Origin of the sequence: Segatella copri, from assembly GCF_002224675.1 — a bacterium.
Lineage (GTDB): Bacteria > Bacteroidota > Bacteroidia > Bacteroidales > Bacteroidaceae > Prevotella > Prevotella copri_U.
This window is the reverse complement of the sequence record NZ_NMPZ01000012.1, coordinates 88,057-102,554: the sequence shown is the minus strand read 5'-3', so window position 1 is coordinate 102,554 and position 14,498 is coordinate 88,057. Positions and strand designations below refer to the sequence as shown.

Below are 14,498 nucleotides of genomic sequence, written 5' to 3'. Positions count from 1 at the left end.
TCTTCACCGTATAAACGCGGAGCCGCTTACTTATGCAAGGGAGTACTGCTGAGCCGCTACTTATCACGAAGCTCGGTCATCATAGATGACCAGCGCTGGTCTTCAATGATGGCTGAAGCATGGAGTAGGTAATGATCTCGGAGCCTCAAAAAATACAGGGTGAAGAGAGGTGAAGAGTGGTGAAGAGTGTATAGTCACTCTTCACCCGTGCAAACCTCTTATATACAGTTGGTTATGTCGTATTTGTGAAGAGTGAAGAGTGTTTTTGAAAGTAGCTCTCTATTCATCAAACGCAGCAAAACTCCTTCGGAAAATGTGAGGATTTGGGCAAAAAGTCCTTAGGAAAATGTGAGAATCTGTCGAAAACTCCTTCGAAAAATGTGATAAATATCCTTAAAACTCCTTCGAAAAATGTGATTTTCCTTTCGTAATTCGCTGTTTATTAGTATATTTGCAGAAAAATACGAAAATATGGAAAGATTGCTTATTTCTCAGTTGCTGAAATGGAAAGAAAGCCATGGCAGAAAGCCTTTGGTTTTAGAGGGTGCAAGACAGGTGGGTAAAACCTGGCTGCTGAAAGAATTCGGCAGAAAGTACTTTAAAGACATTTGCTATATCAACTTCGAGCAGAGTGATGTGCTCGGAGAAGTCTTTGCCGGCGACCTGTCACCGCAGCGTATTATAGAACAACTCTCTATTTATAATGGCAAAGTCATAGAGCCAGAGCAGACTCTCATCATCTTCGATGAAGTGCAGGAAATGCCTAGGGTCCTCACTTCTCTGAAATATTTCTGCGAGGAGGCACCCGAGTATGTTATTTGCTGTGCTGGTTCTTTGCTGGGTATAGCCCTGCACGAAGGAACATCCTTCCCTGTAGGCAAAACAGACTTCCTGCATCTCTATCCCTTGTCTTTCAAGGAATTTCTGATAGCTAATGGAGAGAAAATGCTGGTTGACTATATAGACAAGGGAAATAGAAACCTTGGGGCTTTTACGGAGCGGCTCACCGATTACCTGAAAAAGTATATGATAATAGGTGGAATGCCAGCTGTTGTAATGGAGTGGTTGGATAGCAAGGATTATAATAAGGTAAATCGCATCCAGCAGGAACTGATATCAGCCTATCAGAAGGACTTCTCCAAGCATGCTCCTAAACCAATGGTAGAGAAAATCCGCTATATCTGGAACAGTATTCCTTCTCAGTTAGCCAAGGAAAACAAGAAGTTTGTTTATGGATTGGTGAGAGAGGGAGCTAGGGCAAGAGAATATGAAGATGCCATCATGTGGCTTTGTGATGCTGGTGAAATCATCAGAACCCATAATGTAAGCAAGCCGGATATTCCTATTTCGGCTTATGCTGATCTGAAATCCTTTAAGGTGTTCCTACTCGATGTAGGACTCTTGAGAGCCATGAGCAGAGTCTCCCCGAAAGTCATACTTGAAGGTAGCAGAATTTTTGAGGAATTTAAGGGGGCATTGACGGAACAGTATGTCTGTCAGGAGCTTCAATGTCTCTCTGATACCCTGGAAACCAATTACTATTGGTCTTCTTCAGCCACATCCGAGGTTGACTTCCTCCTTTCTGATGGCTGGGATGTTTATCCTCTGGAGGCAAAGGCTGGAGTAACCATGAATGCCAAGAGCCTGAAATTATATCGGGAGAAGTATTCACCCAAGTGGTCTCTCCGAACCAGTCTCCTGCCATACGAGCGAAACGAAGTTTCCAAGATGCTGGATATTCCTCTCTACATGCTCTTTGTTCTCGGAAAGGAGCTGGAGACTGAAAGCTAAAATCTAAGTGTCCTCACTGACGGACCTTGGTGCCCCAGTGAGGAACAAACAACAACTACGAGGTAAGCAACCACTTCCATACTGGTATCACTTCAATCTTCAAGTCATCCAGTTCTATCGTCTCCTCTTCATCCATCGTAATAACAAAAAGTCTACTTCCTGGATACCTCTTCTGATAAGCATTCAAAGCCCCCAATTCTCGCTCACGAGTAGCAGCATCCTTGATACTATACGACACTTGGAAAGCACATTGATGCTCAAAGAGACAAAAGTCCACCTCCACATTATTATGATAATAGAAGAGGTCTTCCCCATACTTCTCATGCAGGTGAATGGCTACCAGATTCTCCAAGAGAGATGTTTCTGGATCAAAGAGGAATAGACTCAGAAAACCATTATCTATAAAGTAATACTTCTGGTTCGACATTCTATCTTGTAATTTTGCGCAAATGTTTTCTATGGAGAAGACCAGGCAAGTGTCCTTGATATATCTCAGATAGTCCACTATCGTCTCTTGCTTTACCTTTCCAGCCACAGTAGAAACCAGATTAGCCAGTCTATTATAAGACTGTGGCTGCTTTACGCTCTCAGAAAGTTTACGTATCAAAGTCTTCATCGCCAGAGGGTTACGGATTCCGTATCTGGTAATTAAATCTCCAAAGTAAATCTTGTTGTATAGATTGCCCAACCACTCTCGCTTAAACTGATTATCAACAATCACCAATTCTGGCAAACCGCCAATATGAAAATACTCCAGAAAAGCCCTCTTGAGGTCAGAATTTTGCAGATACTCCCACTGCGCAGGCAAGGAGATATGCTGGGCTGTCAAGTATTCCTGAAAGGAGAAAGGAAAAACGGGTTGCACCATATATCTGCCACCAAGCGTAGTAGAAATCTCGCTACTCAGCATCTTGGCGTTGCTACCAGTGATATATACTCTATATTTCTGGTCAGCAAGTCTGCGTGCAAATTTCTCCCACCCATCAATGATTTGTATCTCGTCGAGCATGAAGATAGGCTGATGCCCATACATCTCCTCGTAAGCCTGCTTGATGGCATCCAGGTCGGAAAGCTGGAGATTTTCCAATCGGTCGTCCTCAAAATTGAAGTAAAGGATTTCCTCTGGCAGATGTCCCTGAGCTATCATCTCTTGGGCACGCTGATATAGCAAGTAAGACTTACCGACCCTTCTTAGTCCTACCAGCACATAGTTAGAATGAGATTCGAAGCTGATGTTTCTTTTCACCATCTCCACATTCTGAATCATCCTTTGGTTCTCCGCTATCAGCAGTTTTGCTATTCTCTTGTCCATATCTTCCGTTTTATGTTAATCTGGGTGCAAAGATACAACATTTTCCTTTATAAAGGAAGAAAAATCATAAGATATTTCCTTTATAGGGGGGACTTTTCTTAAAAACCTTCCCCCTATAAAGGAAACTTTCTTCAAACTCCTTCGGAAAATGAGGATTCCAAGATACTGGATATTCCTCTCTATATGCTCTTTGTTCTCGGTAAGGAACTGGAGGTGGAAAACTAGAATCTGGAATGGGCGACAGTTTTTGTAAAACTGTCGCCTTTTTCTTTTAAATATGAGAAAAAAGTGACGGGAAATAGGGTAATTATAACAAAATGTTGGGAGGAATGATGTTTTTTTGGAAAAAAGTTTGGTGGTTTCCTAAATAATGCTTAATTTTGCACCCCGAATTAAAATATTATTTAAAATTAAGTAATTTCTTAATTCAAGGTTACACTTCGTGAGAAGTAAGGCGAAAAGAAATGTAGAGAGAAAGAAATAACAAACATAATATATTTATTTAAAAGAGAGAGATTATGGAACAAAGACTTATGACAGTAGCCGCAGCCCTCGTCGTTAGTACGAGCATGGCGTTTGCGCAAAGTCAAATCTCCGGTAAGGTTACCTCTTCTGAGGATGGAAGCCCTGTAATCGGCGCTTCTGTCAAGATCGTAGGTACTAAGACCGGTACAGTTACCGATGTAGATGGTAACTTCTCATTGAATGCTCCTGCTGGTGCCAAGCTGGAAGTAACATACCTCGGTATGTTGCCTCAGACAGTAAAGGCAGGTCAGAAGATGAAGATTGTATTGGATGCGGATAACAAGACTCTTGATGAGGTGGTTGTAACAGCTATGGGTATTTCTCGTGATAAGAAAGCCTTGGGTTACGCTTCTCAGAAACTGGGTGCTGAAGATCTGAACACAGCAGGTACTAGCTCTTTGGCTAGCGCTATGCAGGGTAAGTTGACCGGTGTTGATATCCGCCAGTCTTCTGGTGCTCCTGGTGCTTCTTCTCAGATTGTCATCCGTGGTGCCCGTTCATTCTCAGGCGATAACACTCCTCTTTATGTTGTAGATGGTATGCCTATTGCTTCTTCTGCAGATTTTGATATGGATGCGCTTAATAATGGTGTAGTAGGTTCAGATAAGGCAAACCGTTCTATCGATATCAACCCAGACGATATCGAGAGCATCGACGTATTGAAGGGTCAGGCTGCTTCTGCCCTTTATGGTATCCGTGCATCTAATGGTGTCATCATCATTACCACCAAGCGTGGTAAGGCAAATGGTGGTCGCCCTCAGATTACATTCTCTACCGACTTGAGTGCTCAGACTGTCAGCAAGAAGTTTGAGCGTCAGGATATTTATGCCCAGGGTAATGGCATAAATGCTTATAACCCATCATCTTCTATGACTTGGGGTCCTAAGATTGCAGATTTGGCCAACGATGCTACTTATGGAGGTAATACCGACAATGCTTATACACAGCAGTATGGCAAGCATGCGGGTATGTACTACAACCCTAAGTATGCTGCTGCAGGTCTTGACGGCTGGACTACTCCACAGATTTATGACAATGTAGGTGATTTCTTTGATACAGGTTTCACCCAGAACTCTAACCTGGGTATTTCACAGAAGAACGGCAACTTGGCTTATTCTTTCGGTATTGGTGATACATACCAGACAGGTATCATCCCTTCTACAGGTATGATGCGTACTACAGCCCGTGGTGCTGTTGACTTTGAAATCAACAAGCAGTGGAAGACAGGTTTCTCTGCTAACTATAGCGCAACCAAGATTACATCTGCTCCTGGTGCCAACAGCGGTATTATGAATGTGGTTTATTCTGCTCCTTCTGAGTATAATCTGAAGGGCACTCCTACTCATGCGCCAAACGACCCTACAAATCAGATTTTGTTCCGTTCTACCTCATTCAACAACCCATATTGGTGGAAGGATAACAATGAATTCAAGCAGCATACCAACCGTGTATTCGGTAACGCTTATCTTGAGTATCGTCCTAACTTCGGCTGGGATACAGAACGTTACAACCTGGTAATCCGTGAGCAGGCTGGTCTTGATGTTTACACCACTAACAATAGCGATGTATATGAAAAGGGATCAGCACAGAATGCTGGTGGCGAGATTGAAAACTATGGTGTTCAGCACAATATCTTCAATAACCTTCTCACAGCCAACTTCACAGCTAAGTTGGGTGCTGACAGCGCATGGGATTTCGGTGCATTGCTCGGTTCTGAGTTCAATCACGACTATCAGCGTCACTGGGATTATGATGGAACCAATTTTCTTTTCTATGGTCAGCCTACTATGACCAATACCACTGTTAAGCCAGTAACAGAGGAATATCAGGCTCAGGAGCGTACCGTAGGTTTCTTCGGTCAGCTGTCTTTGAGCTATGCCAATCAGGTTTATTTGACTGTGACTGGTCGTAACGATATCGTTTCTACCATGCCACGCAACAACCGCAGCTTCTTCTATCCATCTGTATCACTCGGCTGGATTTTCACAGAGCTTCCTGCATTGAAGGATAATCACATCCTCTCTTATGGTAAGCTCCGTGCTTCATTCGCTCAGGTAGGTCAGGCAGGTCACTACTATGCTAACTATTACTCTGTTCCAGTTTATGGTAGCGGCATGTATGGTCTCACTCCTATCAGTTATCCTGTCAACGGCGTAAGCTCTTATGTGCCTTACTACGTGAAGTATGACCCTAACCTGAAGCCACAGAACACCGTGAACTGGGAGTTTGGTGCAGACTTGAACTTCTTCGACAATCGTGTTCGCTTGGAATATACAGCCAGCTATCAGGATATCAAGGATCAGATTTTCGATGTTCCTACAGCCGGTTCTACAGGTTATCAGTACCTCCGTACCAATGCCGGTGAGATGACCACATGGTCTCATGAGTTTGCCATCAACGCAAGCATCATCCAGACCAGAGATTGGGATTTGGATCTTGGTGTAAACTTCACCAAGCTGACCAACAAGGTTAAGTCTTTGGCTGATGGCGTAGAGAGTATCATGCTGGGTGGTTTCGTTGAGCCACAGGTACGTGCTCAGGCAGGTTATACCTATCCAAATATCTATGGTGTAGCATTCCAGCGCGATGAGCAGGGACGCCTCTTACTTCAGGATGGTCTTCCTATCGGTACTGCCGGTAGCCAGAACCTGGGTGAGTGTACACCTGATTTTAATATGGGCTTCAACCTGAAGGCTCGCTGGAAGCGCTTGTCTTTGAGTGCAACCATGGATTGGCAGAAGGGTGGCAAGATGTATAACGGTACACTCTTGACATTGAACTACTTCGGTGCAACCAAGGAGTCTATCCCATACCACGAGGGTACTATGGTAGCTGAGGGTATTGATATTGCAACAGGTGAACCAAACAAGGTAGAGGTAAGCAAGCAGGATTACTGGATGGCTTACAATGACGTGACAGAGGCAGGTATCTACGACCGTAGCTTCCTGAAGCTCCGCGATGTAACCTTGAGCTACCAGCTTCCTAAGTTTGCTGGCATCGATATCTCTGTATATGGATTCGCACGCAACTTGCTCCTCTGGTCAAAGATGAAGGATTTGGATCCTGAGTCATCTCAGGGTAATGGTAACATGAGTGGTACTTTCGAGCGTTTCTCTGTGCCAAATACTTCAAGCTTCGGTGGTGGTTTCAAGATTACATTCTAATCGGCTGACCCACCTCGGAATCATTTAAAGTATCAATATTAATAAAGGATAAAACAATGATGAATTTTAAGAATATATTTGGTATCTTGGCAATCTCTGCAGTTTCTATGATGACTGTATCTTGCTCAGAGGATATCATGGACAGAATCAACAAAGACGAGGCTCACCCAGGTGAAAGCGTTGTTTCTGCCAAGTTCCAGCTCACAGATGCCATCGTTTCTAGTGTTTTCACTACCAACACGGGTAACTTCGCCTGGTATGTTGCTTCTTATACAGAGCAAATCCTGGGTACAGGTAACAACCAGCTTAAGAATGCAGAGCTCCGCAGCATCAATGAGATTGCTGCTGCTTCTAGTTTCGATAATGAGTGGAACGGTACTTATCTTAACCTCAACAACATTCAGCAGATGATTGCTAAGTGTGAAGAGGGTGGCAATAGTGCCGGACAGCTTGATATCAAGGCTATGGGTCAGATTCTGGCAGCTTACGATTGGGGAATCATGACCGATTTGTTTGGTAACATTCCTTGCTCTGAGGCTTTCAAGGTATCTGCTCCTAAGCTCGATTCTCAGGAAGATATTTACAAGCACATCCTGGAATTGCTGGATGCTGCCAAGGGTAATCTGGATCAGGCTATTGCCGGCAAGATGAAGAATGCTGGTGCCTACGATGTCTTGTTCAATGGCAACTTGACTCAGTGGCGTGGACTTGCTCATGCCTTGAAGGCTCGCTATCTCTTGCATGAGGCAGGTCGTGCTACCGACAAGAATGCACAGTATGCTCAGATTCTGGAAGAGGCTAATGCTGCTGTAGCTGATGGCTTCGATGGTGCTAACCTGAATATCTTCGATGGCAACAACCAGATTGATGCATGGTCTGCTTACTGGTATAGCCGTGAGTATAGTGCTTCATCCAAGACTGTTGATGACTTGATGGTAGCTCGTCAGGACCCACGTGAGGCTATCTATAATTATAATGGTGCAGACTACTATGGTGCTCCTGCTGAGTTGGGCTTGATGACTCCTGGTGACAAGGAAGCTGCCGGTGCAACCAGTGCTACCAATTTCCCTCTCTGGTTCTTGAATGGTGTGAACGAGGTTAAGATTCCTAGCCATTTGATGAGCAAGTCAGAGCTTTACTTCATCATCGCAGAGGTAAAGGCTCGCTTGGGTCAGGATGCCAAGGCTGACTTCGAGACTGCAGTCAAGGCTTCTCTTGCCGACTATGCAACTGTAGGTGCTACAGAGTTCAGCGACGATGCTGTTGCTGCTTATCTTGCTGGTGAGACTGCTGCTAAGTTTGCAGCAAATCCTTTGAACGAGATTCTGGTTCAGAAGTATATCGCCCAGACTCGTGACGAGCAGTTGGAGACCTTCAACGATATGCGCCGCTGCAAGTATCTTGATGGTAGCTATCCTGTAGCCATGACCAACCCTAACAATACTCAGGCAGGTCAGAACCGTTTGCCACTTCGTTTGCCTTATGGTTCAAGCGATGTTCTTTCAAACCCTAACGTGAAGGAAGCTTTCGGTTCAGGCAACGATGCAGGTAAGTATATCTTTACCGAAAATGTATGGTGGGCTGGTGGTAACCGCTAATCGGCAACTTACAAGTATCACATAAAATAAGGTGTACCCTTTTATTGCTATCGGGCAGTAGGGGGTACACCTTTTTCGTTTCTATTATTTGGTAATACACCTTGTTTTCCCGGCAAGGAGTTGGAGGCAGAAAGCTAAACTCTTAAACGGGCGGCGGTTTTAAAATGAACTGTCGCCCGTTTCTTTACATTTTATAAGAAAAAGTGCATAAAAACTGGATTTTTATAACAAAATGCAGGGCGAAGTGCAACTTTTTCTGAAAAAAGTTTGGCGGTTTCCTAAATAATGCTTAATTTTGCACCCGATTAAAAATATTCTTTAAAATTAAGTAAGTTTTAGACTTACAGACCCTTATATAATATAAGGTATAAAAAGCGAACTCCTCCACCTCGGGGCAAGAGGAGGGGGCAAAAAGATGACGATAACTCCTTGTGAGTAATCATATAAGAAAAGTTGAGAGAAAGAAATTATAAACATTATATATTCATTTATTTAAAACGAGAGAGATTTATGGAAAAAAGACTCATGACAGTAGTTGCAGGTCTTGCTCTCAGTACGAGCATGGCTTTTGCACAAAGTCAAATCTCTGGTAAAGTTACTGCTTCTGAGGATGGAAGCCCTGTTATCGGTGCTTCTATCAAGGTTGTAGGTACTAACACAGGTACAGTTACCGATATTGATGGTAACTTCTCTTTGAATGCTCCTGCTGGTGCCAAGTTGGAGATTACATACATCGGTATGCAGAGAAAGTCTGTAAAGGCTGGCAAGAACATGATGATTGTTTTGGATGCAGACAATCATTCTCTGGACGAGGTGATGGTTGTTGCTTACGGTACAGCCAAGAAGAGCTCTTTTACAGGTTCTGCTGCAGTTATTAAAAGCGATGAAATTGCTAAAATTTCAAACTCTAATGCCGTTTCAGCCTTGACAGGTAAGGTCTCTGGTGTGCAGATTAATACTGCTACAGGTCAGCCTGGTCAGGAAAGCTTTAATATCCGTGTTCGTGGTATTAGCTCTATCAATGCTGGTAATGCTCCTTTGATCGTTGTTGATGGTTCACCTTACGATGGTGATATGAACTCTATCAACCCAAGCGATATTGCTTCTATGACCGTATTGAAGGATGCAGCTTCTGCTGCTCTTTATGGTGCTCGTGGTGCCAACGGTGTTGTTATCATCACTACAAAGAGTGGTCGTGAGGGTTCTACTTCATTTACATTTGATGCTAAATGGGGTTCTAACTCTAAGGCTCTTCCTGATTATAATATAGTTAAAAGCCCTGCTAAGTACTATGAGACTTGGTACGCAGCTTTGAACAATTATGCTCAGAATAAGTTGGGTTACAGTGCTAGCGAGGCTTATGGTTGGGCAAACAAGAATATGATCAACTCTGCTGATTATGGCTTGAACTATAACGTTTATTCTGTTCCTACAGGTGAGAATCTTATTGGTGTAAATGGTAAGCTTAACCCTAATGCTACATTGGGTAATGTTATCAATTACAAGGGTCAGGAGTATATGTTGATGCCTGATGATTGGAGAGATGCTACCTATCAGAATGGTTTGCGCCAGGAATATACCCTTACTGCTACTGCTAACAGTACACAGGGTTCATTCTATGGTTCTGCCAACTATTTGAAGAATGAAGGTATCACCATGGGATCAGATTATACTCGTTTCACTGGTCGTATGAAGGCTGATTATCAGATTAAGTCTTGGTTGAAGGTTTCTGGTAATATGAACTATACTCATAGTGATTCAAACTATTTGGGTAGTGATGGTGATAGTGCCGATTCTGGCAATATGTTTGCTGTAAACAGCGTTGCTCCAATCTATCCTTTGTACATCCGTGATGGTAAGGGTAATATCATGTTCAACCAGACTACCAACATGAACTCTTATGATTATGGTGATGGTACTGTAATCGGTTTGATGCGTCCTATTTACCAGCAGTCTAACCCTATCAGTGATATTCAGCTGGAAACTAATAACGTAGAGGGTAATGCATTCAATGCAGTAGGTTCTGCTGAGGTTCGATTCTTGAAGGACTTTAAGTTTACTTCTACCAATAGTACAATGGTAGATGAGGCTCGTCAGTCTAATTTGAGCCAGCCTTTCTTTGGCCAGCCTGCTAAGTCAAATGGTTATGTATCAAAGTATCATACCCGCAGATGGTCTTACAACTTCCAGCAGTTGCTCAACTGGCACCACCAGTTTGGCGAGCATGATGTTGAGGCAATGGTAGGTCATGAGTACTATCGTACACGTAAGTATGTATTGTCAGGTAGCAAGAGTAATATCTTCTCTATCTATAATTCTGAGTTGGATGCAGCTATTGTTGATGGTAGCATTGGCTCATATACAACCGATTATAATACAGAAGGTTTCTTTGGTCGTGCACAGTATAACTATTCACAGAAGTACTTCGGTTCTTTCTCTTATCGTCGTGATGCTTCTTCTCGCTTCGATCCAGATAATCGTTGGGGTAACTTCTGGTCATTTGGAGCTGCCTGGATCCTTTCTAAGGAGAAGTGGTTTGAGTCTTCATGGATTGACGAGTTGAAGTTGAAGGCTTCTTATGGTGAGCAGGGTAATGACAACATTGGTGACTACTTGTACACCGACCGTTATTCTATCGGTAACTCAAACGGTAGTATCTCTTTGAAGCCATCTTCAACAAAGGGTAACCGTAAGATTAGCTGGGAGAAGGGCGGTAACTTGAATGTTGGTGCTGAGTTCTCTCTCTGGAAGGGTCGTTTGACTGGTAGTGTAGAATACTTCTATCGTAAGACAACCGATATGTTGGCATTCTTCTCATTGCCTGTATCTTATGGATACTCTGGTTACTATGACAATGTAGGTGATATGCGTAACTCTGGTGTCGAGTTGGAGTTGAATGGTGATATTATCCGTACCAAGGACTTTACATGGAGTGCAAATTTCAACTTTACAGCATATAAGAACAAGATTACTTCTATGCCAGAAGAGAAAAAGGCTATTACCGTTGATGGCGTAAGAGGTTATGCTGGTGGTGGTTACTTCTATGGTGAAGGTCAGCCTATCTATACATGGTATATGGCAAAATATGCTGGTGTAGATAAGGAGACTGGTGAGGCTCTTTACTATAAGGATACTGACAAGGGTGAGACTACAACTACTAATGCCAGCGAGGCAACTATGCACCTTTGCGGTACAGCCTTGCCAGATGCATACGGTGGTTTCGGTACAAGTGTGTCATATAAGGGATTTGATTTCTCTATGGACTTCACTTATCAGTTGGGTGGTAAGATCTATGATTCTTCTTATTCTTCATTGATGAGTATTTCTAGAGGTTATTCTTTCCATGCAGACTTGCTTGATGCTTGGACTCCATCTAACACTTCATCTGATATTCCACGCATTCAGTATGGTGATTCATATGCAGCATATACATCCGACCGATTCCTCGTATCTGGTTCGTACTTGAGCTTGCAGGATGTAACTTTGGGCTATACACTCCCACGTGCGTTGTGCTCTAAGGTTGGTATCAACAAGGTTCGTGTTTACGCTACAGGCTCTAATCTGTGGCTTTGGTCAAAGCGTCAGGGTCTTGACCCACGTCAGAGCATCACCGGTGCAACATCAAACGCATACTATTCACCAATTCGTACAATATCTGGTGGTATTACAGTAACATTCTAATTTTTATAAAGAAAGAATTATATGAAAAAGAGTTTAATATATGGCCTTTCTGCTTTGACTCTTGTTGCATCAACGATGTCATTGACTAGTTGTATCGAAGAGACAGAGCCTACAAGATCAGCAACAACATCACAGGTACAGCAGTCATCTTCTGCAACAGAAGCACTTTTGATGGCTATTCCTGCATATTCAACAGCTAGCTATTTCAAAGATCGTTATGATTGGGCTTTTGGTTATGGTGCTCTTATGCACATTCGTGACATCCAGTCTAGTGATCTCTGTGCAACAGACGATGCTGGTTATTACCAGTTCAGCTATTTTGCAGAGAATAAGTATGCTGGACGTGATTATATCTTTGCACAGTATCTGTACAACTATCAGACAAAGTTTGTTAATACAACAAACAATGTGATTTCTGCAGTTAATCCAGAGAATGCAACAGATATCCAGAAGGGTTATCTTGGTGCCGCATACGCATATCGTGCATTGCTTTATCTGGATATGGCACGTGAGTATGAGTATCTTCCAACTGATGGTACTGATCCAAAGAGTCCTTATGGTAATGATGTTGCTGGTCTCACAGTCCCTATTGTAACAGAAAAAACAACAGAGGCTGAGGCTCGTGACAACAAGCGTGCTACACGTGAGGAAATGAAGGAATTTATTAAGAGCGACCTTGACAAGGCTGCTGAATATATTCCTATGTTGAATAAGACAACTAAGACACTGCCTCACCTGGATTGTGTATATGGTCTCTATGCTCGTTTGTATATGTGGGTTGAGGACTATGCTAACGCAGAGAAGTATGCTCGCATGGCTATCAACGAATATAAGGGCAAGCCAATGACTCAGGAGGAGAGCTTGAACACCACAACTGGTTTCAACGATCTTTCTAAGTGGATGTGGGGTGCACAGGATACTAAGGAGTCTTTGTGGAGCAACTTGGCAAACTGGGCTTCTATGGTATCTAATGAGACTAGCTATGGTTATGCTGGTGGCGGTGGCTGTAACAACATGCTCGACCGCAGATTGTATGAGCGTCTGAGTAACACAGACTGGCGTAAGTTGGAGTGGAAGGCTCCTGCTGGTTCTGCTCTCGATGGTCAGAATATGTATGTTGACGACGCTCTTGGTAAGAGCTTGGCAGACTATTCTGGCTTGAAGTTCCGTCCAAACGGAGGTGTTGCTGCTCCTTATTCTGTAGCTAGTGCTACTGCATTCCCAATGATGCGTGTAGAGGAAATGTATCTGATTGAGGCTGAAGCTGCAGCTCATCAGGATCCTGCTCGTGGTAAGCAGCTTCTTGAATCATTCGTGAAGACTTATCGTGATGCAAGTTATACTTGCAAGGTTTCTGACAAGGATGCTGTCGTAGAGGAAATCGTATTCCACAAGCGTATTGAGTTGTGGGGTGAAGGTCAGTCTTTCTTCGACCTCAAGCGTTTGAACTATAGCAGTACACGTGGTTATGAAGGAACTAACCATCTCGATCAGCAGAGATTCAACTCTAATGGTCGTCCTGCTTGGATGAACTGGGTAATTTCTGCCAACGAGGAAGAGGGTAATGTACAGGTTAAGGAATACAATAACCCTGACCCATCTGATAAATATACTCCTTGGACAGGTAAGTAAAACTTATAAATAGAAAAAAGACATGAAAAAGTTATTGAAATATAGTCTTTCTTTACTGTGTGCTATCATGGTAATCGGATTGACATCATGTACAGATAGTTATGATTATGATCCTGCTGCACCAGAAGATAAGGGAGCATTCTTGATTGCTAACACAACAAGTTTTATGTTTACACCTGGTCAGGCTCAGGAGTTCGAGATTACAGTGCAGCGCCGTGATACTGTAGAAGCTGGTTCTGTGACTCTGACATCTGATAACAGCAAGTTCAATGTTCCTTCTCAGGTAAGCTTCGGTGCTAATGAGAAGACAAAGACTGTTACTGTTACTTCTAATTTGGAAAGCGGTTCTGATGAGAATGTAAATATCAGCGTGGCTGAAGGTCAGGCTTATCACTATGGCGCTAACACTATTACAATTAATGTAAAGACTCCAAAGAAGTATGTTGGTACATTCAGTTCTGCATTTGCTGGGGATTCATGGGAGCAGATCGTATATGAGCTTGGTAATGGCAAGTATATGTTGCCAGATCTCTATGATCAGGGACGTAACATTACTTTCGTCATTGATTGGAATACTAAGAAAATTACCGTTGCAGGTCAGGCAGCATGGACTCATCCGGATTATGGTGTAATTGGTGTTCAAGGTAGTGGTGTCTATGATGCAAAGAATAAGGTTGCTAAGATGACTTTAACCCACTTTGTTCCTAATGTAGGTTCATTTGGTGACTTTGCAGAAGATTTCTATTTCCCAGAAGATTTTGAACCATCAAAATAATAAATATAAAGAGAGACCGA

7 protein-coding genes are annotated in these 14,498 nt (G+C 43.0%); 6 read left to right on the top strand and 1 reads right to left on the bottom strand.

Annotated elements, in window-relative coordinates; all coding sequences use genetic code 11:
• Positions 1–471 precede the first annotated feature (471 nt).
• Positions 472–1,791: an ATP-binding protein gene (locus CFT61_RS09095; RefSeq protein ID WP_089544122.1), complete on the top strand. Its 1,320-nt coding sequence runs from the start codon at positions 472–474 to the stop codon at positions 1,789–1,791.
• Between the two features lie 55 nt (positions 1,792–1,846).
• Here CFT61_RS09095 and CFT61_RS09090 read toward each other — a convergent pair whose 3' ends face one another.
• Positions 1,847–3,103 carry an ATP-binding protein gene (locus CFT61_RS09090; protein ID WP_089544121.1) on the bottom strand — a complete coding sequence of 419 codons (1,257 nt, stop codon included), beginning with the start codon at positions 3,101–3,103 and terminating at the stop codon, positions 1,847–1,849.
• Between the two features lie 518 nt (positions 3,104–3,621).
• Between CFT61_RS09090 and CFT61_RS09085 the strand changes: the two genes are divergently transcribed.
• From CFT61_RS09085 to CFT61_RS09065, 5 genes are all read left to right on the top strand, one after another.
• Positions 3,622–6,792, top strand: a complete 3,171-nt coding sequence (locus CFT61_RS09085; protein WP_089544120.1) for a SusC/RagA family TonB-linked outer membrane protein — start codon at positions 3,622–3,624, stop codon at positions 6,790–6,792.
• Between the two features lie 56 nt (positions 6,793–6,848).
• The gene (locus CFT61_RS09080) at positions 6,849–8,390 is read left to right on the top strand and encodes a SusD/RagB family nutrient-binding outer membrane lipoprotein (RefSeq protein WP_367379336.1); all 1,542 of its coding nucleotides are present in this window, start codon (positions 6,849–6,851) and stop codon (positions 8,388–8,390) included.
• A gap of 510 nt (positions 8,391–8,900) precedes the next feature.
• The gene (locus tag CFT61_RS09075) at positions 8,901–12,071 is read left to right on the top strand and encodes a SusC/RagA family TonB-linked outer membrane protein (protein ID WP_089544119.1); all 3,171 of its coding nucleotides are present in this window, start codon (positions 8,901–8,903) and stop codon (positions 12,069–12,071) included.
• 21 nt (positions 12,072–12,092) lie between these two features.
• A complete protein-coding gene (locus CFT61_RS09070; protein ID WP_089544118.1) occupies positions 12,093–13,703 on the top strand; it encodes a RagB/SusD family nutrient uptake outer membrane protein in 1,611 nt (536 codons plus the stop codon).
• 22 nt (positions 13,704–13,725) lie between these two features.
• A complete protein-coding gene (locus CFT61_RS09065) occupies positions 13,726–14,478 on the top strand; it encodes a hypothetical protein (protein WP_142990600.1) in 753 nt (250 codons plus the stop codon).
• The last annotated feature ends 20 nt before the right edge of the window (positions 14,479–14,498 follow it).

Excerpts from the sequence above, each read along its gene's own strand:
- CFT61_RS09080 (WP_367379336.1), top strand. The coding sequence starts at position 6,849 with ATGATGAATTTTAAGAATATATTTGGTATCTTGGCAATCTCTGCAGTT.
- CFT61_RS09070 (WP_089544118.1), top strand. The coding sequence starts at position 12,093 with ATGAAAAAGAGTTTAATATATGGCCTTTCTGCTTTGACTCTTGTTGCA.
- CFT61_RS09085 (WP_089544120.1), top strand. The coding sequence starts at position 3,622 with ATGGAACAAAGACTTATGACAGTAGCCGCAGCCCTCGTCGTTAGTACG.
- CFT61_RS09095 (WP_089544122.1), top strand. The coding sequence starts at position 472 with ATGGAAAGATTGCTTATTTCTCAGTTGCTGAAATGGAAAGAAAGCCAT.
- CFT61_RS09075 (WP_089544119.1), top strand. The coding sequence starts at position 8,901 with ATGGAAAAAAGACTCATGACAGTAGTTGCAGGTCTTGCTCTCAGTACG.
- CFT61_RS09090 (WP_089544121.1), bottom strand. The coding sequence starts at position 3,103 with ATGGACAAGAGAATAGCAAAACTGCTGATAGCGGAGAACCAAAGGATG.
- CFT61_RS09065 (WP_142990600.1), top strand. The coding sequence starts at position 13,726 with ATGAAAAAGTTATTGAAATATAGTCTTTCTTTACTGTGTGCTATCATG.